At 62.1% G+C, this 26,112-nt stretch carries 21 protein-coding genes, 1 tRNA gene and 1 pseudogene; 17 read left to right on the forward strand and 6 right to left on the reverse strand.

Annotated elements, in window-relative coordinates; all coding sequences use genetic code 11:
• Positions 1-90: 90 nt before the first annotated feature.
• From QN222_RS12420 to QN222_RS12430, 3 genes are all read left to right on the forward strand, one after another.
• On the forward strand, positions 91-1,086 hold the full coding sequence (locus QN222_RS12420) for an SPFH domain-containing protein (RefSeq protein WP_283962584.1): 996 nt from the start codon (positions 91-93) through the stop codon (positions 1,084-1,086).
• Positions 1,087-1,097: 11 nt separating this feature from the next.
• Positions 1,098-1,553, forward strand: coding sequence for an NfeD family protein (locus QN222_RS12425; RefSeq protein WP_283962583.1), 456 nt, complete (start codon positions 1,098-1,100; stop codon positions 1,551-1,553).
• Between the two features lie 115 nt (positions 1,554-1,668).
• Positions 1,669-3,108, forward strand: coding sequence for an outer membrane beta-barrel protein (locus QN222_RS12430; RefSeq protein ID WP_283962582.1), 1,440 nt, complete (start codon positions 1,669-1,671; stop codon positions 3,106-3,108).
• Between the two features lie 139 nt (positions 3,109-3,247).
• Here the strand turns inward: QN222_RS12430 and galU are convergent, their stop codons facing one another.
• A complete protein-coding gene (gene galU / locus QN222_RS12435; protein ID WP_283962581.1) occupies positions 3,248-4,135 on the reverse strand; it encodes a UTP--glucose-1-phosphate uridylyltransferase GalU in 888 nt (295 codons plus the stop codon).
• 80 nt (positions 4,136-4,215) lie between these two features.
• On the opposite strand from galU, the gene QN222_RS12440 reads away from it, so the two are divergent.
• The 3 genes from QN222_RS12440 (at position 4,216) to QN222_RS12450 (ending at position 7,071) form a co-directional block, all read left to right on the forward strand.
• Complete coding sequence (locus QN222_RS12440) at positions 4,216-4,404, forward strand: hypothetical protein (protein ID WP_283962580.1); 189 nt, start codon at positions 4,216-4,218, stop codon at positions 4,402-4,404.
• Between the two features lie 30 nt (positions 4,405-4,434).
• Complete coding sequence (locus QN222_RS12445) at positions 4,435-5,655, forward strand: lytic murein transglycosylase (protein WP_283962579.1); 1,221 nt, start codon at positions 4,435-4,437, stop codon at positions 5,653-5,655.
• 159 nt (positions 5,656-5,814) lie between these two features.
• Positions 5,815-7,071 (forward strand): DUF459 domain-containing protein, encoded by a 1,257-nt coding sequence (locus tag QN222_RS12450; RefSeq protein WP_283962578.1) that lies wholly within the window; start codon positions 5,815-5,817, stop codon positions 7,069-7,071.
• 162 nt (positions 7,072-7,233) lie between these two features.
• Here QN222_RS12450 and QN222_RS12455 read toward each other — a convergent pair whose 3' ends face one another.
• Entirely contained in the window at positions 7,234-8,691 is a 1,458-nt protein-coding gene (locus QN222_RS12455) for a glutamate synthase subunit beta (RefSeq protein WP_283962577.1), read from the reverse strand.
• Positions 8,692-8,799: 108 nt separating this feature from the next.
• The gene (gene gltB, locus QN222_RS12460) at positions 8,800-13,524 is read right to left on the reverse strand and encodes a glutamate synthase large subunit (protein ID WP_283962576.1); all 4,725 of its coding nucleotides are present in this window, start codon (positions 13,522-13,524) and stop codon (positions 8,800-8,802) included.
• 358 nt (positions 13,525-13,882) lie between these two features.
• Between gltB and QN222_RS12465 the strand changes: the two genes are divergently transcribed.
• Positions 13,883-14,014, forward strand: coding sequence for a hypothetical protein (locus QN222_RS12465; protein WP_283962575.1), 132 nt, complete (start codon positions 13,883-13,885; stop codon positions 14,012-14,014).
• A gap of 68 nt (positions 14,015-14,082) precedes the next feature.
• Entirely contained in the window at positions 14,083-15,129 is a 1,047-nt protein-coding gene (locus QN222_RS12470; RefSeq protein ID WP_283962574.1) for a low specificity L-threonine aldolase, read from the forward strand.
• 147 nt (positions 15,130-15,276) lie between these two features.
• Here QN222_RS12470 and QN222_RS12475 read toward each other — a convergent pair whose 3' ends face one another.
• Positions 15,277-15,738, reverse strand: a complete 462-nt coding sequence (locus tag QN222_RS12475; protein ID WP_283962573.1) for an Hsp20 family protein — start codon at positions 15,736-15,738, stop codon at positions 15,277-15,279.
• Positions 15,739-16,298: 560 nt separating this feature from the next.
• On the opposite strand from QN222_RS12475, the gene QN222_RS12480 reads away from it, so the two are divergent.
• Both QN222_RS12480 and QN222_RS30405 read left to right on the forward strand, forming a co-directional pair.
• Complete coding sequence (locus tag QN222_RS12480) at positions 16,299-17,288, forward strand: alpha/beta hydrolase (RefSeq protein ID WP_283962590.1); 990 nt, start codon at positions 16,299-16,301, stop codon at positions 17,286-17,288.
• A 6-nt stretch (positions 17,289-17,294) separates the two neighbouring features.
• Positions 17,295-17,420: pseudogene (locus QN222_RS30405) on the forward strand (CxxxxCH/CxxCH domain-containing protein); the annotation flags it as partial.
• Here the strand turns inward: QN222_RS30405 and hisN are convergent.
• Positions 17,388-18,182 (reverse strand): histidinol-phosphatase, encoded by a 795-nt coding sequence (gene hisN / locus QN222_RS12485; RefSeq protein WP_283962572.1) that lies wholly within the window; start codon positions 18,180-18,182, stop codon positions 17,388-17,390. The pseudogene QN222_RS30405 and the gene hisN sit on opposite strands and share 33 nt — an antisense overlap.
• Before the next feature lie 307 nt (positions 18,183-18,489).
• Positions 18,490-19,371, reverse strand: coding sequence for an N-formylglutamate amidohydrolase (locus QN222_RS12490; RefSeq protein WP_283962589.1), 882 nt, complete (start codon positions 19,369-19,371; stop codon positions 18,490-18,492).
• A gap of 192 nt (positions 19,372-19,563) precedes the next feature.
• Here QN222_RS12490 and cpdR1 point away from each other — a divergent pair, with 192 nt between their 5' ends.
• The 7 genes from cpdR1 (at position 19,564) to QN222_RS12525 (ending at position 26,099) form a co-directional block, all read left to right on the forward strand.
• Positions 19,564-19,926 carry a response regulator CpdR1 gene (gene cpdR1 / locus QN222_RS12495; RefSeq protein ID WP_003531148.1) on the forward strand — a complete coding sequence of 121 codons (363 nt, stop codon included), beginning with the start codon at positions 19,564-19,566 and terminating at the stop codon, positions 19,924-19,926.
• 285 nt (positions 19,927-20,211) lie between these two features.
• Positions 20,212-20,286: transfer RNA gene (locus tag QN222_RS12500), tRNA-Val, on the forward strand.
• A 654-nt stretch (positions 20,287-20,940) separates the two neighbouring features.
• Complete coding sequence (locus QN222_RS12505) at positions 20,941-21,951, forward strand: substrate-binding domain-containing protein (RefSeq protein WP_283962571.1); 1,011 nt, start codon at positions 20,941-20,943, stop codon at positions 21,949-21,951.
• 40 nt (positions 21,952-21,991) lie between these two features.
• A complete protein-coding gene (locus QN222_RS12510) occupies positions 21,992-23,266 on the forward strand; it encodes an ABC transporter substrate-binding protein (RefSeq protein ID WP_283962570.1) in 1,275 nt (424 codons plus the stop codon).
• A 67-nt stretch (positions 23,267-23,333) separates the two neighbouring features.
• Entirely contained in the window at positions 23,334-24,185 is an 852-nt protein-coding gene (locus QN222_RS12515) for a sugar ABC transporter permease (protein ID WP_283962569.1), read from the forward strand.
• Positions 24,182-25,027: a carbohydrate ABC transporter permease gene (locus QN222_RS12520; RefSeq protein WP_283962568.1), complete on the forward strand. Its 846-nt coding sequence runs from the start codon at positions 24,182-24,184 to the stop codon at positions 25,025-25,027. Before QN222_RS12515 ends, QN222_RS12520 begins: the two co-directional genes overlap by 4 nt.
• Before the next feature lie 13 nt (positions 25,028-25,040).
• Positions 25,041-26,099, forward strand: coding sequence for an ABC transporter ATP-binding protein (locus QN222_RS12525; RefSeq protein ID WP_283962567.1), 1,059 nt, complete (start codon positions 25,041-25,043; stop codon positions 26,097-26,099).
• Positions 26,100-26,112: the final 13 nt, after the last annotated feature.

Raw genomic sequence — 26,112 nt, forward strand, 5'->3', positions numbered from 1 at the left:
ATGTTTTTTTCCTTAAATCGACTACGATTTAAGGAAACACGCAGCGGGGGGCACTCCGAACGTTGGAGTTGCGAAGAGGGAGATATGTCGGTGGGCGGCATGGATATCGCAGTCATTGCATTCGTCGTTCTTGTCATCCTGGTGCTATTTGCCGGGATCAAGACTGTGCCGCAGGGATATCAATACACGGTCGAGCGCTTCGGCCGGTACACGAAGACCATGGAGCCCGGGCTAAACGTCATCTTTCCCTTCATCGATCGCATCGGAGCGAAGATGAATGTGATGGAGCAGGTTCTCGACGTGCCGACCCAGGAGGTCATCACCAAGGACAATGCCAGCGTGTCGGCGGATGCAGTCGCCTTTTATCAGGTGCTGAACCCCGCCCAGGCCGCCTATCAGGTTGCCCATCTCGAGAATGCCCTCCTTAACCTGACGATGACAAATATCCGCTCGGTGATGGGCTCGATGGACCTCGACGAGCTGCTTTCCAATCGCGACGCGATCAACGACCGGCTGCTCCGCGTCGTCGACGAGGCGGCCAATCCCTGGGGCATCAAGATCACCCGCGTCGAGATCAAGGACATCGCACCACCGACTGACCTGGTCGAGGCGATGGCCCGGCAGATGAAGGCGGAACGCGAAAAGCGCGCGCAGGTGCTGGAGGCGGAAGGCGCCCGTAACGCTCAAATCCTGCGCGCCGAGGGCGCCAAGCAATCGGCGATCCTCGAGGCCGAGGGCCAGCGCGAAGCCGCCTATCGCGAGGCGGAGGCGCGCGAGCGCCTGGCGGAGGCAGAAGCCAAGGCAACCCGCATGGTATCCGAAGCGATCGCCGCCGGCGATGTGCAGGCAATCAACTATTTCGTCGCGCAGAAGTACACCGAGGCGCTCGCTTCTATCGGCACGGCGAACAACCAGAAGATCGTTCTGATGCCGATGGAGGCCTCCTCGCTGATCGGCTCGCTCGGCGGCATCGGTGCCATCGCCAGGGAAGTCTTCGGCGATGGCCAGCCGCCTAGCTCGCCGCGCCCGCGCCAGTCGACGCCGCGCACGGGTCCGGCCGCCAATTCCTCCGAAACGACTTCCTGAAGGGCGTCGCCATGATCGCACGCATCGTCCTCGAACTCGGCCCTTGGAGCTGGTGGGTGCTCGGCCTCGTGCTGCTTGCGGCGGAATTGGCGCTGCCGGGCGTCTTCCTGGTATGGATCGGGTTCGCGGCGCTCGCTACCGGCAGCCTGTCCCTCCTCCTCTGGGATACGGCATTCTGGGTCTGGGAGATCCAGGTCCTCGTCTTCGCGCTGCATTCGGTGTTCGCGGTCCTCATCGGTCGGCGCTTCGTCTCCTCGTCGAGAACGAGCGACGAGCCGCTGCTCAACAAGCGTGGCGAAAGCCTCGTTGGCCGCACAGCGGTCTTGGAGCAGCCGATCGCCGAGGGCCGAGGGCGCATACGCCTGGACGACACGACCTGGGCGGTCGAAGGGCCTGATCTGCCCGTCGGCACGCGCGTGCGTATCGTGGCAAGCAGCGGTCGCCACCTCACTGTCGAGCGCGCCTGAGCGAAGCGCCGGAAACGGTCCTCAAGCCGGATTTTCCTTTTGGAAACGATTGCTTAACCACGCGCCTTTACGGTTGTGAAACGATTGCAATCACGTTTTCGCGGACACACGGCGCATGGAGCCCAAATTTTCACGCTCGATCACGGCGGGCGCCTTGCGTCCGAGGATGCGGGCGTGGCTCCTGGCAAGCTGCGCGGTATTCGTTATCTCGCCCGCAGTCGCGCAAAGCCTCGACAATCCACCGATTGCCGACACCGCAACGGGCACGACCGGTGCAACCGGCAATACCGCCGCGATCACGGACCCGCAAACGACCGGCGCCGTTGCCGCCAGCGACCTTCCTCCGGCGCTCGACGAGGAGTTCAACCGCCTGAACCGGCGCGAAGAGACGATCGATGGCCTGCGCACGCGCATCGACCCCTACGAGGGCCAGGCGCCGGGCATCCGTATAGGCACCTTCGTCCTGAAGCCTGCCCTCAGCGAAACCTTCAACCACGAGCGGCAGAAGACGGGTGACCGCAGCGAGAGTCGCAGCTTCATCGAGACGGGTCTCAAGGGATCGCTGACTTCAGACTGGTCCCGCCACCAGCTGAGCGTCACCGGCGAAGGCGTGCTGCAGAACAACACGTCCGGCGAGGGGGAAGAAGAACCGCGCGCGGATGTCGATGCCGAACTGCGCCTCGATCTCAGCGATCAGACGATCGCACGGCTGAGGGCCGGCTACAGCTTCGAACGGGAAGACGCCAACGATCCCAACGCCATTGCCAATGCCGAAAGCCAATCCGGCGTCAACATCTATCGCCTCGGCGCTGCGGTCGAGCGCGACTACGGCCTCATACGCGGATCGCTCGGGGTCGATTTCGAGCGTCGGACCTATGGCGACGTCGAGCTCGACAACGGCACCAGGCTTTCCGTCGAGGACCGCAACCGCAACATCGGTGTGTTGGACGCGCGCATCGGCTACGAGCTGTCCCCCGCCCTCATCCCCTTCCTCGAAGCGTCGGTCGGCAAGTCGAACTACGATCTGCGCGAGGACATGTTCGGCTTCGAGCGGTCCTATCAAAACTATGCGGGCCGTGCCGGGTTGGAAGTCGATCTGGGCGAAAAGCTCAACGGCGAACTCGCACTCGGATACGAAACCTACCGTTTCGACGATGATCGCCTGGGCGATCTTCGCGGCTTGTCGGTTGACGGCCGGGTCAACTGGTCTCCGCAGAGAGGCACCGACGTCCTGCTCGGCCTCGAAACCTATCTCGATCCTTCGACGACGCCAGGCGATGCAGGCTCGATCAACTATGCGCTGACCAGCATCGTTACCCGCCAGTTGCGCTCGACGCTGGTCGCTCGCCTGTCGAACAGCCTGACGCTGCGCAACTTCCCGTCGGACGCCACATCCTCCGACGAAGCGACCTGGCGAACCGGTGCCGGCCTGACCTGGGACATGAGCCGCTATCTCGCACTCACCGGGGACGTCAGTTACGAACGGACGAACCGGGACCGCGGCCAGTCGACCGATACCGCCCGAATCGGCCTCGGACTGACACTGCGGCGCTAGGAGCAATTGCAGGAGAGTGCTTCAAAGGAAACTCACAAGGAGAGCCGGTGCGGTCTTGCGGAACACAACACGCTTCGCAAGCTGAAAACAAAACAGCCGCGCCTGTCGGGCGCGGCCTGGCTTTTCGATCCGTTGGAAACTACTTCAGGCTTTGCAGCAATTCCTTCAGCGGCCCTTCGACGGAGGGACGAATGTCGCCGCGCTCGAGCGCGAAAGCAACGTTCGCGAGGATGAAGCCGTCCTTCGCTCCGCAGTCATAGGTATCGCCGCGGAAGTGGTAGGCGGCAAAAGGCTGCGCGCCGGAAAGCTTGACCATGCCGTCGGTCAGCTGGATCTCGTTGCCGGCGCCGCGCTCCTGCCGTTCCAGAATCGGGAAGATCTCCGGCTGAAGGATATAGCGGCCGTTGATGAAGAAGTTGGACGGCGCAGTACCGGGCGCGGGCTTCTCGACCATCTTGGTGATCTTGAAGCCGTCGCCGATTTTGTCGCCGACGCCGACGATGCCGTATTTGTGGGCCTGGTCGGGCGCACATTCCTCGACAGCGATGACGTTGCCGCCGCTTTGCTCATAGAGCTCGACCATGCCCTTGAGGCACCCCTTCTCGCCCTTCATGATCATGTCGGGCAAAAGCAGCGCGAAGGGTTCATTGCCGACGAGATCGCGCGCGCACCAGACCGCATGGCCGAGGCCGAGCGGCGCCTGCTGGCGCGTGAAGCTGGTGGTGCCGGCCTTCGGCAATATCCCCTCGAGAAGCTCGATTTCCGCCTTCTTGTTCCGTTCGCGGAGCGTCTGGTCGAGTTCGACCTGAATGTCGAAATAGTCCTCGATCACCGCCTTGCTGCGGCCCGTCACAAAGATCAGATGCTCGATGCCCGCTTCCAGCGCCTCGTCGACGACATATTGGATGACCGGCTTGTCCACCACCGTCAGCATCTCCTTCGGCACTGCCTTGGTTGCCGGCAGGAAACGCGTGCCGAGGCCCGCGACGGGGAACACGGCTTTGCGGACTTTACGCTTGTCGGTCATAGACACCTCCTTGCAGTGTTTCTCAACTCTAGCCCGAAAAAGGCAAATTGGATCGGATTTAGTCGCCGATCGCTATTTTTTTGCAAAAGACGACGACGTGCCTTATTCATGGTAAAGACTTTGTTGACTTCGTTTCTGTAGGCTTCTCCCCTGATCCGATGCGGTTTCCGCTGTTCGGAGTGAAGAAGAACCGCAAGCTGCCCTTTCGCGGCCTGCTGCGGGCGACATTGCAAACCCGGAGTATTCCGTCCGGCATGAACGCCGGCTGAACGCTCGCTGAGAAACGGAACCGATAGCTGATGATCAGAAACCGCAGGACGTTCTTTAGCCATATCGCCGCCGCCCTCGTCGTTACCGCCGCCACGTTTGGCTCAGCACCTGCACATGCAGACACGGGCTTCCAGAACTGGATCAACAATTTCTACGCGACCGCCGCAAAGAGCGGCATTACCCAGGCGACCTACCGCAAGGCCTTCGCCGGCGTGAAGACGCCCGATCCGGTCGTGCTCGAGAAGGCGAGCTACCAGCCCGAGTTCAAGCACAAGATCTGGGAATATATCGACTCGCGTGTCAATCCGTACACAAAGCGGGTCGGCCAGGAAATGGCCGCCAAGCATACCCGCACGCTCAACTCGCTTGAACGACACTTCGGCGTCGACAGGAACGTTCTGCTCGCAATCTGGTCGATGGAAACGAACTATGGCGCCGTCCTCGATAAGGATGACCGGCTGCACTATGTGCCGCGCGCGCTCGCGACGCTTGCCTATGCCGATGCGAAGCGTTCCAAATATGCCAGGACCCAGTTGATAGCGGCGCTGAAGATCCTCCAGAGCGGCGATATCACCCCGCGCGAACTGACCGGGTCCTGGGCGGGCGCCATGGGACACACGCAGTTCATTCCGACGAGCTACCTGCTTTATGCGGTCGACGCCGACGGAAACGGGCACCGCGACATCTGGAATTCTGTCCCGGATGCACTGGCCACAGCCGCCAACCTCTTGAGGAAGAATGGATGGCAGCCGGGCGAGACCTGGGGCTACGAAGTCGTGCCGCCGGCAAATGCAGCGAAATATTCCGGCCAGACGAAGACGCTTGGCCAATGGGCAGCGCTCGGCTTCCTCCGGCCGAACGGCAAGGGTTTTCGCAGCCCGAACACGCGCGCCGAACTCAAGCTGCCGAGCGGCGGCAACGGTCCCGGCTTCCTGATGACGCGCAACTTCTTCGTCATCAAGCGCTACAACGCCTCCGATTCCTATGCGCTTGGCGTCGGCCTGCTGGCCGATCAGATCGCCGGCTACGCGGGCATGCAGCAGCGCTGGCCACGCCCGGACGGGTCGCTCGATATCAGCGAGAAGTTCGAATTGCAGAACCGCCTGAAGGAGCTCGGCTATTACAACGGTGAAGTCGACGGCAATTTCGGCTCGGGCTCCAAGGCCGCGATTCAGGCCTTCCAGACCCAGAACGGCCTGACGCCGGACGGCGAACCGACGCAGCACCTCCTGCGCGCTTTGCGCAACTAATGTAACTTCACCAGATATTCTGGATCACGGCGATTTCCGATCATTCGGTCCCAAATCGCCGTGATTTGGCGTATGGTGAGGGTACGCTACAGCGTCGCGAGTCTCATCAGACGCGCAAAGGTCGCTGGAGTACTTTGAATTGCTGCGTTCGACGGTGATGTGATCATGTTTTCAGTCAGGAACACCGGAGAGAGACGATCCTTGCGTCCGTTTCGTTTCGCATCGCTCCTCATGGGTGCGGCGGCAATGCTTTTTGCCGGTTTCTTTGCGACCATGGCCGAAGCGCAGGAGCCGGTCCCGCGCAGGAATGTTCTGCAGAGACTCTTCGGGGTCTTCATCCCTCAAAGGCGCTATTACCAGGAACAATACGACTACTACCCGCGCCAGCCGCAGCCCCGACGCGTGCTGAAGCGCCGGCAGCAGCCGGCAGAACCGCAGAGAGCGCGCCCTGGCCGCGCCAAGCCGCGGCCGGCGGAAACGCCGCCGCCGGCACCAGTCATCGCAAAGTCGCCGGATGCGAAAAAGGTCCTGGTCGTCGGCGATTTCGTTGCCGGAAGCCTCGGCGACGGCCTCAAGGCTGCGTTCGAAACAACGCCGGGGGTTGTGATTGAAACGCGCGCCAACGGCTCCTCAGGTCTTGTCCGCAACGACTATTTCGACTGGCCGAAGATGCTGCCGGACTATGCGGCGGAGCTGAAACCCTCCGTCATCGTCGTCAGCCTCGGCGCCAATGACCGCCAGATGATGCGGATCGGGGACACCAAGGAGCAGTTCCGCACCGATCTCTGGACGGAGGAATACCGCAAGCGGGTAAACGCGCTCGCGACTCTGGCGCGCAAGGACGGATTACCCGTTCTTTGGGTCGGGATGCCGCCGTTCCAGTCGAGCGCCATGACCGCCGACATGGTGACGTTCAACGGCCTCTTCCGCGAAGAGGTGGAAAAGGCTGGCGGTGAGTTCATCGATATCTGGGATGGTTTCGTCGACGAGGGCGGCAAATTCGTTCTCACCGGCTCCGACATCAATGGCCAGCAGGTCCGCCTGCGCGGCTCGGACGGCATCAACCTGACCAAGGCCGGCAAGCGCAAACTCGCCTTCTATGTCGAGAAGGACATCCGCAAACTGCTCGGCGAGGCCGCCGCCACGACCGACGTGCCGGGCGCCGAGGAACTGAAGGACCTGGTCGTCACGGCTCCGCTTGCCAACGAGGATATCGTCAAGACGCAGCCGATCAGCCTGACCGACCCGGACCTCGATGGCGCGACCGCTTTGCTCGGAGGCGATGCGCCGTTGAAGAGCACGGGCAAGAGTCCCCGCGACCTGCTCATCGAAAAAGGCGAGGTCGTCGCCGCGCCGCCCGGCCGCATCGATGATTTCCGGCTGGCAAAGCAGCAGGCGGTGGTAAGCGGCCGGTGAGCGCCGCGAAAGTCCTGCCCAGATTTGCCCCTCATCCGGCCTGCCGGCCACCTTCTCCCCGCAAGCGGGGCGAAGGGACTCGCGGCGATGCTCTGCCCAAAGTCCCCTCTCCCCGCACGCGGGGAGAGGGTTAGGGTGAAGGCAACCCAAGAGGATGAACGCCTACCGCGGCAGGACGCTCGACCCCATCAGCGTTTCGTCGATAGCGCGCGCCGCCTGGCGCCCTTCGCGGATCGCCCAGACGACGAGCGACTGGCCGCGGCGAACGTCGCCGGCGGTCCAGAGCTTGTCGACCGACGTCTTGTAGTCCCGCTCGTTGGCCACGACATTGGTCGAGCCGCGCCGGTCGGTGTTAAGGGTCAGCTTGTCGCCGAGATCCTTGAGCACGCTGTTGGTGAAAGGACCACGGAAACCGATGGCGATGAAGGCGAGATCGGCCTTGATGATGAACTCGGTTCCGGCGATCGGCTTGCGACGCTCGTCCACCTGACAGCACTTGACGCCGGTAAGCACCCCGTCCTCGTCGCTGATGAACTCCAGCGTCGCGACCTGGAACTCGCGCACCGCGCCTTCAGCCTGGCTGGAGGACGTCCGCATCTTCGTCGCCCAGAACGGCCAGACGGCGAGCTTGTCTTCCTTCTCCGGCGGCTGCGGGCGAATATCGAGCTGCGTCACCTTGACAGCACCCTGGCGGAACGCCGTGCCGACGCAGTCGGACGCAGTATCGCCGCCGCCGACGACGACGACATGCTTGCCGCCGGCGAGGATCGGTTCGGAGGGCCAGCCGACGCTGTCGACGTTTTCGCGGCCGAGGCGGCGGTTCTGCTGCACCAGATAGGGCATCGCATCGTGCACGCCGGCAAATTCCACGCCCGGAATTCCGGCGTCGCGGGGCGTCTCGGAACCGCCGCAATAAAGAACAGCGTCACAGTCGTCGAGGAGCTTCTGCACCGGCAGGTCTGCACCGACATTGATGCCACAATGGAAGCTGACGCCCTCACCTCGCATCTGCTCGATGCGGCGATCAATGAAGTTCTTCTCCATCTTGAAGTCCGGAATGCCATAGCGCAGCAACCCGCCGGCCTTAGACTCGCGCTCGTAGACATGGACTTCGTGGCCGGCGCGGGCAAGCTGCTGGGCGGCCGCCATGCCGGCCGGACCCGAGCCGATGATCGCGACCTTCTTGCCGGTCTTGGTGACGGCCGGCTGCGGCACGATGTATCCCATCTCATAGGCCTTGTCGGCGATCGCCTGCTCGACCGTCTTGATCGCGACCGGGACATCCTCGAGGTTCAGCGTGCAGGCCTCCTCGCACGGCGCCGGGCAGACGCGGCCGGTGAATTCCGGGAAGTTGTTGGTCGAATGCAGGTTGCGGATCGCCTCGTCCCAGTTGCCGTTGTAGACGAGGTCGTTCCAGTCCGGGATCTGGTTGTGCACCGGGCACCCCGTCGGGCCATGGCAATAGGGGATGCCGCAGTCCATGCAGCGCGCGGCCTGCTTCTGCACCTCCTGGTCGGACATTGGAATGGTGAATTCACGGAAATGGCGGATGCGGTCGGATGCCGGCTGGTACTTTGCCACTTGCCGGTCGATCTCGAGAAATCCAGTTACCTTACCCATCGTATCATCCTGAAAGCTTCGCGTCTGAACAGGCGCTCTTGACAAGCGCGCGTGAGGGGCTCCCGAACCAGTCTTTGATGAACCGGGAGCCTGTTTCACCGGGGCCTCCTATTCGGCCGCCTCTGCCATTTTCATGCGTTCCATGTCCTCTAGCGCACGGCGGTATTCGACCGGCATGACCTTGCGGAATTTCGGTCGGTAATCCGTCCACTGATCGAGGATCTCCTTGGCACGGGGCGAACCCGTGTAGTGCAGATGATTGGAGATCAACTGGTAGAGCCGCTCCTCGTCGTGACGCGTCATGTCACCCGAGACATCGACCATGCCCTTGTGCATGAGGTCGCCGCCGTGGTGGTGCAGCTTCTCCAGCATGTCGTCTTCCTCCGGTACCGGCTGCAGCTCGACCATCGCCATGTTGCAGCGGCGGGCGAAATCGCCCTCCTCGTCGAGAACATAGGCGACGCCGCCGGACATGCCGGCCGCGAAGTTGCGGCCCGTTCCGCCGATGACGACGACCACGCCGCCGGTCATGTATTCGCAACCGTGATCGCCCACACCCTCGACGACCGCGATCGCACCGGAGTTACGCACTGCGAAGCGCTCGCCGGCGACACCGTTGAAGTAGCATTCGCCCGAGATTGCTCCGTAAAGCACGGTGTTGCCGACGATGATCGACTGATGCGGTACGATCCGGGAGGCTTCCGGCGGCCGGACGATGATGCGCCCACCCGAGAGCCCCTTGCCGACATAGTCGTTGCCGTCGCCCACCAGGTCGAAGGTGATGCCGCGGGCAAGGAACGCGCCAAAGGATTGGCCCGCCGTGCCGTTGAGCGTGACGTTGATCGTATCGTCCTTCAACCCCTTGTGACCCCAGCGCTTGGCAAGGGCGCCGGAAAGCATCGCGCCGGCCGAACGGTCGACGTTCTTGATTTCCGTTTCGAAGGCGACCGGCGCCTTGGTTTCGAGTGCGGTCTTCGCCTTCTCGATCAGCTTGCGGTCGAGAATGTCGTCGATCGGATGCTTCTGGCGCTCGGTCCAATAGGTCGCTTCCTTGGGAGCCTCCACCTTGTGGAAGATCTTCGAGAAGTCGAGGCCCTTGGCCTTCCAGTGCTCGATCATGCGGTCACGCTCGAGCAGTTCCGAAGCGCCGATGATCTCATCGAGCTTTTTCACGCCAAGCGAGGCGAGGATCTCGCGCACTTCCTCGGCAACGAAGAAGAAGTAGTTGATGACGTGTTCCGGCGTGCCCTTGAAGCGCTTCCGGAGCACCGGATCCTGGGTCGCGACACCGACGGGACAGGTGTTCAGGTGGCACTTGCGCATCATGATGCAGCCGGCGGCGATCAGCGGCGCGGTCGCGAAACCGAACTCGTCCGCACCGAGCAGCGCCCCGATGATGACGTCGCGGCCGGTCTTGAGGCCGCCATCGACCTGCAACGCGACGCGCGAACGCAGACCGTTGAGGACAAGCGTCTGCTGGGTTTCGGCAAGGCCGATTTCCCACGGGCTACCTGCATGCTTCAGCGAGGTCAGCGGCGAGGCACCGGTGCCGCCGTCAAAGCCGGCAATCGTGATGTGATCGGCGCGTGCCTTGGCAACGCCGGCCGCAACCGTACCGACACCCACTTCCGACACCAGCTTGACGGAAACATCCGCCTCCGGGTTGACGTTCTTCAGATCATAGATCAGCTGAGCCAGATCCTCGATCGAATAGATGTCGTGGTGCGGCGGCGGCGAGATGAGGCCGACGCCCGGCGTCGAATGCCGGGTCTTGGCGACCGTAGCATCGACCTTGTGGCCGGGAAGCTGGCCACCCTCGCCGGGCTTGGCACCCTGGGCCACCTTGATCTGCAGCACGTCGGCATTGACCAGATATTCGGTGGTAACGCCGAAGCGGCCTGATGCGATCTGCTTGATCGCCGAGCGCTGCGGGTTCATCGAACCATCCGGCAGCGGCATGTAGCGATCGCTCTCCTCGCCGCCTTCGCCGGTGTTCGACTTGCCGCCGATGCGGTTCATGGCGATTGCCAGCGTCGTGTGCGCCTCGCGGCTGATCGAGCCGAAGGACATCGCCCCGGTCGAGAAACGCTTGACGATATCCGCCGCCGGTTCGACCTCCTCGACCGGGATCGGCTTGCGGCCAACGGCCTCGGCACTCTTGATCGTGAAGAGTCCGCGGATCGTATTCATGCGCAGCGACGACGCATTCACCATCCCGGCGAATTCGCGGTAGCGGTCCTCGGCATTGCCGCGCACGGCGTGCTGGAGCGAGGCAATGGCATCGGGCGTCCAGGCGTGGCTCTCGCCGCGCATGCGGTAAGCATATTCGCCGCCGATGTCGAGCGTGTTGGCGAGCACCGGATCGGCGCCAAAGGCCGCCTTGTGGCGGGCGACCGTTTCGGCCGCGATCTCTTCGAGACCGATGCCTTCGATCGTCGTCGCGGTACCGAAGAAATACTGGTCGACCAACTTCGACGACAGGCCGACGGCGTCGAAGATCTGCGCGCCGCAATAGGACTGGTAGGTCGAAATGCCCATCTTCGACATGACCTTGAGGATGCCTTTGCCGACCGCCTTGATGTAGCGGTAGACGACCTCGTTGGCGTCGACTTCCTTCGGGAACTCGCCACGCTTGTGCATATCGACCAGCGTGTCGAAAGCGAGATACGGGTTGATCGCCTCGGCACCGTAGCCGGCGAGCAGGCAGAAATGATGTATCTCCCGCGGCTCGCCCGATTCGAGCACGATGCCGACCGAAGTGCGCAGGCCCTTGCGGATCAGGTGATGGTGCACGGCCGCGGTCGCGAGCAGCGCCGGAATCGCGACGCGATCCGGGCCGACCTGGCGATCGGAAAGCACGATGATGTTGTAGCCGCCCTTGACCGCCGCTTCTGCCCGCTCGCAGAGTCGATCGAGCATTTCCGGCATGCCTTCCGCACCGCGCGAAATGTCATAGGTGAAGTCGAGCGTCTTGGTGTCGAACCGGTCTTCCGTGTGGCCGATCGAGCGGATCTTTTCGAGGTCGCCGTTGGTGAGGATCGGCTGGCGAACCTCGAGCCGCTTGGCATGCGCCATGCCCTCATGGTCGAGAATGTTGGGGCGCGGACCGATGAACGAGACGAGGCTCATCACCAGCTCCTCGCGGATCGGATCGATCGGCGGGTTGGTGACCTGCGCGAAGTTCTGCTTGAAATAGGTGTAAAGCAGCTTGGTCTTGTTCGACATGGCCGAGATCGGCGTGTCGGTGCCCATCGAGCCGATCGCTTCCTGCCCGGTCGTTGCCATAGGCGACATCAGCAGCTTGGTGTCTTCCAGCGAGTAGCCGAAAGCCTGCTGGCGGTCGATCAGCGATACATCGCGGCGAAGCGCCCGCGGCTCGACCGGCTTCAGGTCCTCGAGGATCAACTGCGTATCATCGAGCCACTTGCGATAGGGATGCTTGTTGGCGAGCGAAGACTTCACCTCCTCATCGGAGATGATGCGGCCTTCTTCCATGTCGATCAGCAGCATCTTGCCGGGCTGCAGCCGCCATTTCCGGACGATCTTGTCCTGGGCGACCGGCAGCACGCCTGCTTCCGACGCCATGATGACGCGGTCGTCGCTGGTGACGATGTAGCGTGCCGGACGCAGGCCGTTGCGATCGAGCGTCGCGCCGATCTGTCGGCCGTCGGTGAAGGCAACGGCCGCCGGCCCGTCCCACGGCTCCATCAGCGCCGCATGATATTCATAAAAGGCCTTCCTCTCCGGCGACATCAGCTGGTTGCCGGCCCAGGCTTCCGGGATCAGCATCATCACCGCATGCGCAAGCGAATAGCCGCCCCTGATCAGGAATTCGAGCGCGTTGTCGAAGCAGGCCGTGTCCGACTGGCCTTCATAGGAAATCGGCCAAAGCTTGGAGATGTCGTCGCCGAAAAGCGGTGAAGAGACCGAAGCCTGCCGCGCCGCCATCCAGTTGACGTTGCCGCGCAGCGTGTTGATCTCACCGTTATGCGCGACCATGCGATAGGGATGCGCGAGCTTCCAGGACGGGAAGGTGTTCGTCGAGAACCGCTGGTGCACCAACGCCACCGCCGACTGGAAGCGCTCGTCGGCAAGATCCTTGTAGTAGGCGCCGACCTGATAGGCGAGGAACATGCCCTTGTAGACCACCGTCGAGGTCGACAACGATACGACATAGAAACCGAGATCGCCGCCGTCCGCCTCCGCATAGATGCGGTTGGAGATCACCTTGCGCAGCGTGAACAGCCGGCGCTCGAATTCGGCGTTGGTGGCGGCGTCGCGGCCGGCACCGATAAAGACCTGCACGTGGTGCGGTTCCGTGGCGGCGATGTCCGGCGCCTTGGAAAGCGATGAATTGTCGACCGGCACGTCACGGAAGCCGAGCAGGTGCTGGCCTTCTTCGGCGACAACCTCGCTGATCACATCCTTGAAATGGGCGATCAGCTTTTCGTCGCGCGGCATGAAGAGATAGCCGACGGCATATTCGCCAGCTTTCGGCAGGGTGACGCCCTGCTTGGCCATCTCCTCGCGGAAGAAGCGATCGGGAATCTGAACGAGGATACCGGCGCCGTCGCCCATCAGCGGGTCGGCGCCAACGGCGCCGCGATGCGTCAGGTTTTCGAGCATGAAGAGGCCATCGCGCACGATCTGATGCGACTTCTCGCCCTTCATATGGGCGACGAAGCCGACGCCGCAGGCGTCGTGCTCGTTTCGCGGGTCATAGAGCCCCTGTTTTCGCGGTAATCCGGACGGGAAAGCGGGCGTTTTCGCAACCGTCGCAGCGCTGTGTGCGAGGTGGAGCCCTGATTGCTGTGATGGCGAATGATCCGTCATCGTCTTCCCTCCTATTGGACCCGGAGATCCCGGGCATACCGCCGCCCGCGCATCCCTCGCCGCGTCGGCGCCTTTCGCGCTGCGGCAAAGCCGGGCATTATCGTCGCATGATCCTGATCAGGTCGCAAATAAGCGCGGCTGCACCAGGCACGAATGTCCCGCGACCATCCTGATGGCAGGCGTCAACAGCCGGATGAAACCCGGCGAAAACCCCTTGCGCTACACGCCGAATGCCGCATTTTCGGCACTTCCGGCGATTGTTCCGGTCCCTAGACCGAAATAGGACAGCAAACCTGTCCTATTTCATGCGCTCTATGCCAGAAAGCGCCCCCCTTCGCAAGGGGCATATGAGCAAATAATGGAAGAGATTTTGCCGAAGATTGCCGGAAATTTCGCGCTTTTAAAATTAAATTACAATCCGCTCGGTGGTTTCTTCCCTTTGGTTTCAAACTGGTCTTGTGTTGGCATAGCTGCCGGACAGCCGCATTGATCGTCCGTGGAAGTCGGCTATGGTCTCGCCGAAGCGGCCGGACGTGGCCGAAAACAGGGTGATTTCAGATGATTTTTTCCTCCGACAACTGGGCTGGCGCCCACCCGGCAATCGCCGAAAGCCTGATGGCTCATGCAGGCGGCTATGCTTCCGCTTACGGCACGAGCGAACTCGACCGGAAGGTGGAAAAGAAATTCTCCGAAATTTTCGAAAGGGAGGTGGCGGTATTTTTCGTGGGCACGGGTACCGCCGCCAACGCGCTGGCGCTGTCCCGCGTCAACCGGGCCGGCGGCGTCGTCTTTTGCCATCGGGAGGCGCATGTCCACGTCGACGAGTGCGGTGCACCGGAATTCTTCTCGCACGGGGCAAGGCTTTGCCCCGTCGATGGCCTTGGCGGCAAGATGGATGCGTCAGGGCTTGAGGCCGAGATCCGTCGCTTTCCCCCGGAGTTCATCCATGGCGGCCGGCCGATGGCAGTGACCATCACCCAGGCAACGGAAAGCGGTACGGTCTATTCGCCGGCAGAGATCGACGCGATCGCTGCTGTGGCGAAATCGCACAAGCTGCCTCTCCACATGGACGGTGCGCGCTTCGCCAATGCGCTCGTCAGCCTCGATGTGTCGCCGGCGGAAATGACCTGGAAGCGCGGCATCGACCTCCTCTCGTTCGGCGGCACCAAGAACGGCTGCTGGTGTGCCGAAGCGCTGATCCTGTTCGACCCTTCGAAGGCCCACGAAATGCACTTCCTGCGCAAGCGCGCCGCCCAACTCTTTTCGAAGTCCCGCTTCATCGCCGCGCAGTTCGACGCCTATCTCTCAGGCGATCTGTGGCTCAATCTCGCCCGCCATGCGAACACGATGGCCGTGCGCCTTGCCGACGGCATTTCCGCCTCGGGGAAAAGCCGGCTCGCCTGGTCGCCGGATGCCAACGAGGTTTTCGTGATCCTCAAGCAGGACGTGGCGTCGAAACTGCAGCAGCAGGGGGCGGTCTTCTACGACTGGCATGTGCCGGATGACCTGGCAGACAGCCTCGACGGAGACGAGGGGCTTTACCGGCTCGTCACCAGCTTTGCCACGCGATCGGAAGACGTCGACCGCTTCGTCGAGGCCTGCTGACGGCCGGAAACGCAGCGCCGCGCGTCTTTTGAATTGCTGCACGTTTTTGTCGCTAAATCGGCTACGGTCTAGGGTAGCATGCAGCAGGCATGAAAAAGGCGGCGCCCCTCGGACGCCGCCTTCCTCGAATCCGTTCCTTAGACCGGATTAGAGGGTCTGGGCCTCGATCTGCTTCGGCTGCGAGGCAACCGAGGTGATCTCGATGCGACGCGGCTTGGCTGCCTCCGGAATCTCGCGAATGAGATCGATGTGGAGCAGGCCATTCTTCAGCGAAGCGGATTTGATCTCGACATGGTCGGCAAGCTGGAAGCGGCGCTCGAATGCGCGCTTGGCAATGCCGCGATGGAGAAACTGGCTCTCCTCGCCCTTGTCTTCGCTCTTTTCGCCCTTGATCGTCAGCGTGTGTTCACGCGCTTCGACCGAAAGCTCGCTTTCGTCGAAGCCGGCAACGGCCATGGTGATGCGATAGGCGTTTTCGCCCGTGCGTTCGATGTTGTAGGGCGGATAGGTCTGCGACTGATCGGGCTGACCAAGGCTGTCAAGCATCGTGAACAGGCGATCGAAGCCGACGGTGGAACGATAGAGGGGGGAGAAATCGACGTGACGCATGGTGTCCTCCTTAAGAGCAACGGTTTGCGATATCTGGTCTGCCACCCCATCAGGCGGCGGCGCGACCGGTGAACGGACCCGTCATCGGCGTCCGTAATCAACAGATGGGAATACGCACGCGCCAGTTCAAGGGAATTTCCGCGTGGATTTTCCCGGACCGGCGCTACTGCATGTTTCGTTAAATCGCAGCCGATTTAAGGATAAAAACATGCAGCCGCTCAAGTGCCACAGCGTCTTTTGCGTGTCTTGTGAGACGCGCAGCGCTGTAGGTGAACAGAACATGAATGAGCGGTTCGGTCCCCATTCAGCCGACGCGAGTTAAAAGAGGGACACTGGGAAAAAACTCCCGGCGCTGAAGTGACCATGTCCCTTCTGCTTCAGCGGCCGGAAACGGTGATCGTCCGGATTTCACCCACCGTTTCCGGCCTTTTTTCTTTTGACGCGCGTGAGGCCACCGCCTATCCCTGAGAGACAAGACGCGGTTGGGCGGCGGGATGCTCTCATCCCTCCTCTTCCCGCGGCAACGACTTCAACTTTACATTTCGGGGCCGTCGCTCTTCATGACCACGATCCTCTATCCGACGCCGGACAACCCGATACCGGGCAGATACGCGGCAGGCTTTTTCGATGGGGTCGCCAACCGCAAGATCCGCTACGCGGTCTTCAAGACGGAAGCCTCGGTAGCCCGCGGTACCGTCGTGCTGCTGCAGGGACGCAACGAGGCGATCGAGAAATATTTCGAAACGATCGCCGAACTCACCGCTGCCGGTTTTTGGGTCGCCACCTTCGATTGGCGCGGCCAAGGCGGCTCCGAGCGGTTGCTGCGCCAAACCGGTCGCGGCCATGTCGCTCATTTCACCGACTACGAGCGCGATCTGATGATCTTTCTCGAGCAGATCGTCCTGCCCGACACGCGCCTGCCCTTCTCCATCGTCGCCCATTCAATGGGCGCGCTGGTGGCACTGTCGCTGGCGCCGATGCTCGCAAGCCGGATCGACCGCATGGTGCTGCTTGCCCCGTTTGTCGGCCTCAGCGGCCAGGCCATCGACCAGCGAGGCATTTTTGCGATCGCGACGATAATGGACCGGCTCGGCTTGGGAACGCTGCCGCTCAACGGCGACAAGGGCAACCGCCCCTTCACGAACAACATCCTGACGGCCGACGCGCGCCGCTATGCGCGTAACCAGGCGCTGCCTGATGCCTGCCCGCAATTGCGGTTGGGACCGCCGACGGCGAGATGGCTGCGCGAGACTTTCCAGGCAATACGGCACGTCTTGCGCCGCGAGCATCTGACGCAGGTCACTGTGCCGACCATCATCCTGGCGCCGACAGCCGACCGCCTGGTGCCGCATCTTGCCGTCGAATTCCTGGCGCGCAACTTCCGCGCCGGGCACATGATCCCGATCGACGGCGCGCGTCACGAGCTCTTGCAGGAAGCCGACCGTTATCGTGCCCAGGCGATGGCTGCGATTTTCGCATTCCTGCCCGGGTTCGAGAACGCCGACGAGGCGCCCCATCAATTCGAGGAAAGCTTGGTTCCCACTGCATGATTCCTTACAAAATCATGCAGCAATTCAAGGTGCCACAGCGACCCTGAAAACCACGCAATTCCAGACGGAAAACCGTTACACGCTTTTCCTGGAGTTGCTTTAGCGCGTCCGGTCGGACGCACGACGCTGTAGTATTTCCAGCGCCTGCGCGTGGATCTCGCGGCTGCCGGCGGCGATGATCTCGCCGCCCATTTCGGCCGCCCCGCCCTGCCAATTGGTGACAATGCCGCCAGCCTGTTCGATCAACGGAATGAGACCGCCGACGTCGTAAGGCTTCAATCCGCACTCGATGACGAGGTCGACGTGGCCGGATGCAAGCAGCGCGAAGGCGTAGCAGTCGCAGCCGTAGCGGAAGAGCCGCACCCTGGCCTGCAGCGCCTCGAAGCGCTCCTTGAGATCGCCGGTATAGAGATGCGGCGAGGTGGTGAACAGCACCGCGTCCGAGAGCGCATCGCAGGCGCGCGTCGAAAGCACCTTCTCTCCACCGGGACCGCGATAAGTCGCCTTCTCGCCGTCGGCAAAATAGCGTTCGCCGGTAAAAGGCTGGTCCATCAGCCCCATCACGGCCTTGCCGTTGCGGTAAAGACCGATCAACGTTCCCCATACGGGAAGACCGGAAATGAACGCACGCGTCCCATCGATCGGATCGATGACCCAGACATGTTCGCGGTCGAGACCGACATTGCCATGCTCCTCGCCCAGAATGCCGTGCTGCGGAAACGCGCCTTCGATCAACGCGCGGATCGCCGCCTCGGCCGACCTGTCCGCCTCCGTGACGGGGTCGAATCCGCCCTCCAGCTTGTTGACGACACTGGTGCCGGTTCGGAAACGCGGCATTGTCTCCGCTTTGGCAGCATCGGCGAGGCGGTCGAAAAAGGTACGGTCCGGCAACATGTCGCTCTCTCGAAGAAAGGAATGGGAAGCCGATCTGATTAGACGAATTTGATCGAAAGGCAAGAATGCCGGAATTCGAGCACGTGAGGCAGCGGCGCGGGCTCGATTCGCCCACGCGTCGCCTGCGGTTTAGGAGAGTTTCCCGTTGCGACTGCGAAAGTTTTCGCCCTCACAACTTGACATTTGTGCAGCGCAACATTAGAGTTTTGGGGTAGTCACTCGTGGCTGCAAATACCCTCCTTGGGTGTTTCCTCCCTAGACTTGACCGCGCCGCTGGCGCGGTTCTTTTTGAGCGATGGGCCGCGCGCTATTCCGCCGCAAGCGGCAGGTATGCACCATATTCCTCGACATGTTGCGCAAGCGCGGCGATGAACGTCGTGAGGTCGGCCGTCAGCGCGGCAAATCCCGGCTTTTTGACGAGGGTCATCTCGTCGACATAGAGGCTGCGGTTGATTTCGATCTGGAGCGCGTGCAATCCGCGTGTCGGCCGACCGTAATGCTCGGTGATAAAGCCGCCGGCATAGGGCTTGTTGCGCGCGACCACGTAACCAAGCTGTTCGAGCAGACTGACGGCGGTGCGCGACAACTCAGCCGCTGCACTTGTTCCGTAACGGTCGCCGATAATGAAGTCCGGCCGATGGCTGCTGCCCGGAAGATGGACGTTGCCCGGCATCGAATGGCAATCGATCAGCACCGACATCCCGAATTCCACATGCGTGCGGGCTATCAGCTTCCTGAGCGTCGCATGATAGGGCTTGTAGATCGCCTCGATGCGTGTCAGCGCTTCCTCGACCGGAAACCGGCCACGATAGATCTCCATATTCTCAGCGACGAGGCGCGGCACGGTCCCAAGCCCGCCGGCGACCCGCATGGAGCTTATGTTGGCATGCGGCGGCAACGGCCCTTCGAACATGCGCGGGTCGAGTTCGTATGGTTCACGGTTGACATCGAGAAAGGCACGCGGGAAATGGGCGCGAAGCAGCGGCGCACCCAAAAAGGTCGCGTTCTGAAACAACTCGTCGACGAAGTGATCTTCCGAACGGCGGATCGAATGCGCATCGAGCCGCGACTGGTCTAAGAAGGCCTGCGGATAGGACCGGCCGCTATGCGGGGAATTGAACACAAACGGGATCCGCTGAGTTGCGGGTTCCAGGACCTCGAAAAACTCCCGCTCGACCGCTTCCCCCATCGCAACCCTTTTTACCATGTCCGGATCTTGCTGTTCGGATCATGTTGCCAGTTGGTCGCCTCTGTGTCCATAGTGACCTCTTGCTGGTACCCGGGCATTGTTATGCCCTGTTCACCAGATATTTACCATGTTGCGGTTTGCTAAGCTGCCGCACTCCACAAGCATTGAAAAGAAGTAGCCACGGCCGAATTCATGACTGCGAAAATCCTCCTTGCCGAAGACGATAACGATATGCGCCGCTTCCTCGTGAAGGCGCTGGAAAAGGCTGGCTATAAGGTCCTGTCCTATGACAATGGCGCCAGCGCCTACGACCGGCTTCGCGAAGAACCCTTTTCGCTTCTGCTGACCGATATCGTCATGCCGGAGATGGACGGCATCGAACTCGCGCGCCGCGCGACAGAACTCGACCCGGACCTCAAGGTGATGTTCATCACCGGCTTTGCCGCGGTTGCCCTGAACCCCGATTCGAAGGCGCCGAAGGATGCCAAGGTCCTTTCCAAGCCCTTCCACCTGCGCGACCTTGTCAACGAGGTCAACAAGATGCTGGCAGCCTGACGGCACCTCGCCAGCACGGGCCTCCTGAGATTATAAATGCCAGTGCCGCCAAACTCTTGTGCGGGGATGCGCCCTGCTTCGAGGCTGCGGCCGATCAACACGGATCGGCCGCAGCCTCTTTCATTTCAATAGTTTATCGGAAACGCCCCGCAAATAAAGGCATTGCGAGAGCATGTTCGCTGCAAGAAACGCCGCCCGCGAACGTCACCGAAAATTCTGTCGAAAAACCTTCGAAAAGCCTATTGACGCGGATGAGGGTTTTGTGGTCTATGCGCCGCATCGGATGGGCGTGTAGCTCAGCGGGAGAGCACTACGTTGACATCGTAGGGGTCACAAGTTCGATCCTTGTCACGCCCACCATCCAAGTTCTGATTTTGGAGGCCTTTCGAGAAATCGAGAGGCCTTTTTGCGTAGCGCCATTCAGGTTCGGTGAACCTGCCCCTCGGCAAGTGCCGGTTTGATTTCTGACTTTATCAAAGACTCAATCAACGCCCACATCGGAAGCATGACCCGCCCCACGTGCCGTTGACCACGGATGTGTTGGCAGCCGTATGGTGCAACGCCGGAAGGTCGGCTGGCCCCGGCCGTGAAAGCCAGGAGGATTTCGATGACGCGATATCTGCCGACGGATTGGGCATTCACGATTTTGCTTTATTTTTAGGCAGCCGTGCATTATACGGTAGTTATGCGATGTGATCCCTCCCAAGCGCATCGCCGGGTATCGCGTCCCGATATTGCCTGTCGCTGATGCATCGGCGCCAGGCTTTCTTTTTGACCATCAACGCACGGGTCCGCGAAGACGCCGCAGACGAGCCGATCCACTGTTTTGCTCACCTTCGGACCGGTCATCTCCTTCGCCAACCTTGGCGTCGAAACATCAGTCCGCTTCCATCCAGACCCCTGCTCGTTCATGAGGCCGCAAGCTAATTGCGAACCTTGAGGTTCGGATCCGAAACGTTTTGGCTTGACTCCCAAAACGTTTTGGAGAATTCTCTCTGGTAGGGAGTGAGAGCATTGGCCAATCTGAAACAGCTCGCGCAATCGCTTGGACTGTCGATCACGACGGTTTCCCGTGCGCTCGATGGCTATTCCGATGTCTCCGCGGCCACCCGCGAGCGGGTGCGCGAGGCCGCGGAGAAGACGGGCTATCGGCCTAACGCGTCCGCCCGCAGGCTCCGCAAGCAGCGCGCCGAACTGGTCGCGGTCACGCTGCCGAGCGACCCTGGCCATATCGGTCCGCCGCACTTCCTCGACATGCTTTCCGGTTGCGCCGAACATCTGGCGAGCGCAGGCCTGAACCTCGTCATCGCACCCGTACCGCGCGGCGAAAGCGAAGTGGAAATCTGCCGCCGCTTCGTCGATGGACGCCGTGTTGACGCGATGCTCTTGGTGCGCACCAAGCGGCGCGATGAGCGGGTCGAATTCCTGCAATCGCGCGGCATTCCCTTCGTCACCAACGGCCGCACCGAAAGCCTTGAGCCGCATGCCTATATCGATGGCGACGGCTTTGCCGGATTCCTAGCCGCGACCCGGCGCTTCCAGGCAACCGGCCACCGCCGCATCGGCCATATCGCCGGCCCGCAGGAATATTACTTCGCACATGTGCGCCGCATGGGCTGGCAGGCGGCCATGGATGACGCCGGCCTCGACCCCGACCTCTGCGCCGAGGGCGCGCCAACCGAACAGGGCGGCTATCTCGCAGCCCTCGATCTGCTCCGCCGTCCTTCGAGGCCGAGTGCACTCGTCTGCGCCACCGACGAAATGGCGATCGGAGCGCTCAGGGCTTTGCGCGAGATCGACGGTGGCGATCACATCAGTGTCGTTGGCCACGACGACCTGCCGATCGGCGCCTATACGAGCCCATCGCTGTCGACCATGCGCATGACCGGCGAGAACCTCGGCGCGAGCTTTGCCTCGCTGCTGCTTCGCGCCATCGCCGGCGAACCGGCGGCGCAACTCCAGGAGCTTCACGCGATCGAATTCGTCGACCGCGACAGCCACCGCCGCCCGCACGTGGCGGCATAATCGCATTCGACCGCGAACAAGAATAATGAAGGAGGAGAAGATGAAACGCCTGATGTCACTCGGAATTGTGGCCTCCACCGTGCTGGCTTTCGCCTCGCCGGTGCTCGCCCAGACGGTTTTTGTGTCCACGCAGCTTCGGCCGATCGAAGAGGCGACCATCGTTCGCGAGGAACTGCTGCAGGATGTCGGCGATGTCGACTACGTCGTCGAAGAGCCGCCGCAGTTCGCGGTGCGCATGGAGGCGGAGCGCCAGGCTGGCACCCGCACGGTCAGCCTCGTCGGTGCGCTGCATGGTGAGCTTTCGCCGCTCGCCGACAGGGACTCCCTCGAGCCGCTCGACGAGCTTGCCAAGAAGCTCGCGGCCGGCGGCATGCCGCAGTCTCTGCTCGATCTCGGCAAGCTCGGCAAATCGACCCAGCAATACATCCCGTGGATGCAGGCGACCTATGTGATGGCTGCCAAGAAGGAAGCGCTGCAATACCTGCCTGCCGGTGCCGACGTGAATGCCCTCACCTATGACCAGCTCATCGAGTGGGCCAAGAAGATGCAGGAAGCGACAGGCCAGCCGCAGATCGGCTTCCCGGCCGGTCCGAAAGGCCTGATGGCGCGTTACTTCCAGGGCTATTTCTACCCGTCCTTCACAGGCGGGGTGGTGCGCACCTTCCAGAGCGCCGACGCGGCGGCTGGCTGGGAGAAGCTCAAGGCGCTCTGGGCCTATGTGAATCCGAACTCGACCAACTACGACTTCATGCAGGAGCCGCTGGCCGCCGGCGAGGTCATGGTCGCCTGGGATCACGTCGCGCGCCTGAAGAATGCCATCTCCGCGGCCCCGGACGATTACGTCGTGTTCCCGGCACCGGCCGGTCCGAAGGGCCGCGGTTATATGCCGGTCGTCGCCGGCCTCGCGATCCCGAAGGGCGCGCCGGACAAGGATGGCGCCACGAAGATCATCGAGCATCTTGCGGCGCCGGACGTCCAGCTCCTCACCGCATCGCGGGTCGGCTTCTTCCCGACGCTCAACGTAAAGCTGCCTGAAGACCTGGATCCGGGTGTCGCGCTGCTCGCCGGTGCCGTGACGGCCACGCAGGCCTCCAAGGATGCGCTGATCTCGCTTCTGCCGGTCGGCCTCGGCGACAAGGGTGGCGAATTCAACAAGGTCTACATGGACAGCTTCCAGCGCATCGTGCTGCAGAACGAGCCGGTCGCCGACGTGCTCAAGGCGCAGGGCCAGACATTGGCCAAACTGATGACCGACACCAAGGCACCCTGCTGGGCGCCGGACGCCAAGAGCGACGGGCCCTGCCCGGTCGAATAAATCCTCCCGAGGATGCCCGGGCGGACTGCCCGGGCATCCTCATTGAAGACTTCCGAGGCGGGAGCCGATGACCAACAACCGATCCTGGATCCCCTATCTCCTGATTCTGCCGTCCGTCGCCTTCCTGGCGCTGCTCTTTATCGTACCGCTGGTGCAGACGATCTGGCTGGCGTTCTCGGACAATGGCGTGCCGTCGCCGGCGAATGCCCAGCGCATGATGGCCGACATCAATTTCACCCGTTCGATCAAGAATACCTTCCTGCTGACCATCGCGGTCGTGCCGGTTCAGCTCGCGATCGCGCTCGCCATGGGCACCATGGTCGCCAAGGTCGGCCGCGGCCGCGAGACCATTCTCTGGGTCTGGACGATCCCGCTCGGCATCTCGGATCTCGCCGCCGGTCTCGTCTGGCTGTCGATCCTGCAGAACAGCGGCTATTTCAACTCGCTGCTCCTCGGGCTCGGTGTCATCGGACGCCAGGCGAGCTGGCTCTCATACCAGACGCCCGTGGCCCTCTTCTTTGCCATCGCGGTCGCCGAGATCTGGCGCGGCACGGCGATTGTCATGGTCATCATCGTCGCGGGCCTCAACCAAGTGCCGAAGGAGTTCAGGGAAGCGGCCGAGATCTTCGGCGCTGGACCGTGGACGCGCTTCTGGCGCATTACGCTGCCGCTCATCCGCCCGGCGCTGCAATCGGCCCTCATCCTGCGCACGGTGCTCGCCTTCGAGGTCTTCGCGGTCGTCTATGCGCTCGGCGGGCGCAATTTCCCGGTCCTCGTCGGCGAGGCCTACAATTGGCAGAACCAGAACCAGAATTATGGCGTCGCGGCGGCCTATGCCGTGCTGATCATGATCATCTCGCTCGCCGCCACGCTGATCTATCTGAAAGCCATCAAGGTCGATCCGGAGCGGCTGCCATGAGTGCGCAAACCACGAGTACAGCGAACCCCGCAGGCTTCGTATCTTCCCGCCGCTGGCTCCTGTGGAGCGGTATCGCAGCGCTCTGTGCCTGGGTCCTGGTGCCGATTTACCTCGTGGCCCTCGGCGCGCTCGGCGGTCGTCAGGGGGTTTATCAATGGCCGAAGACCGGTCTTCCGACCGGCATCTCGCTCGACCCCTTCATCCTGTTCTTGAAAACGGAGGGCGTGCTGCAGTCCTTCCTGAATTCGCTGGGCGCGGCCGGGATCACCGTGGCGCTTTCCATCCTGCTCGGAGCACCGGCCGGTTATGCGCTTGCGCGCTACAATTTCCATGGCAAGGACAGCTACCGGCTACTGGTGCTGCTCACACGCGCTTTCCCGCTGGCGATCCTGGCGCTGCCCCTCACCGTTTCCTTCATCAAGCTCGGCCTCTACGATACGATCATCGGCGTCGGTCTGATCCACACGGTGCTTGCCCTGCCGTTTGCCGCACTCGTCACGCAGGGTATTTTCCTCGGCGTCCCGAGGGAGCTGGAAGAGGCCGCCTGGGTGTTCGGCTGCACCCGCGTCCAGGCTTTCTTCAAGATCGTTGCGCCGCTGGCGCTGCCCGGCATCGTTGCAACGGCGGTCTTCGCCTTCGTCATTTCCTGGAACGAGGTGTTCGCAGCCTCGGTGCTGACCGTCCGCAACCGCACGCTGACCGCCTACCTGCTGACGGTCCTGTCAGAAAGCCCGATGCACTATCGCTTCGCCGGCGGCCTGATGCTCATCCTTCCCTCGGTTATCTTCATTTTCGCGGTGAGGCGCTACCTCTTCGCGATCTGGGGCATTTCCTCCAAGTAACGGGACCATATCCATGGCCAACATTGTCATTGACCGCATCCGCAAGAGTTTCGGGACCTTCGAGGCCCTGAAGGAGGTCTCGCTGACGATCAACGACGGCGAATTCGTCTCGCTGCTCGGTCCTTCCGGCTGCGGCAAGACCACGCTTCTGCGCATCATTGCAGGACTGGAAACCGCCACGTCCGGCGACGTCCTGATCGGCGGCAAGTCCGTGATCGGTCTGCCGCCCAAGGAGCGCGGCCTCGCGATGGTTTTCCAGAACTACGCCGTCTTCCCGCATATGACGGTCTACGAGAACGTCGCCTTCGGGCTGCGGATGCAGAAGGCCGATGATGCGCGGGTGAAGGCGCAGGTCGAGAAGGCGGCGGGCCTGCTCCACATCGAGCAATATCTCGACCGCTATCCGAACAAGCTCTCGGGTGGCCAGCGCCAGCGCGTCGCAGTCGCTCGCGCGCTGGCGGTCGAGCCAAAGGTTCTGCTGATGGACGAGCCACTTTCCAACCTCGACGCGCTGCTGCGGCTCGAAATGCGCACCGAGCTCAAGACGGTGCTGCAATCGGCGGGCACCACGACGATCTACGTCACCCATGACCAGACGGAGGCGATGGGGCTCTCCGACCGCATCGCCGTCATGCATAACGGTGTGGTCGAACAGGTCGGCACGCCGGTCAACGTCTACAACTATCCGGCGACGCGCTTCGTCGGCGGCTTTATAGGCAACCCGCCGATGAATTTCATCAAGGTGCCGGTTACCAACGGTCAGGTGGCCGCCGGCAGCGAGCCGCTTACGGCACCCAAGGACAGCGGCAATGAAGTGATCCTCGGCCTGCGCGGCGAGGCCGTCCAACTGGCGCCTCTGCCGCTCGGTCTGGAGATGAAGGTTCGCGTCGCCGAACCGATGGGATCGCATTTGCTGCTGACCGGCTCGATCCACGACCAGCCGGTGCGCGTCATCCTGCCATCTTCCGAGACCGTCAGGAGCGGTGACGTCATCGGCCTCAAGCTCGACCCGAACCGTATCACCTGGCTTTCGCCCGAAAGCGGCAAGTCCATTCCGGCCGTAACGGCCTGATAATTTTTGGAGT

Origin of the sequence: Sinorhizobium sp. 6-70 (assembly GCF_030124375.1) — a bacterium.
In the GTDB taxonomy this organism is placed as follows: Bacteria; Pseudomonadota; Alphaproteobacteria; order Rhizobiales; family Rhizobiaceae; genus Sinorhizobium.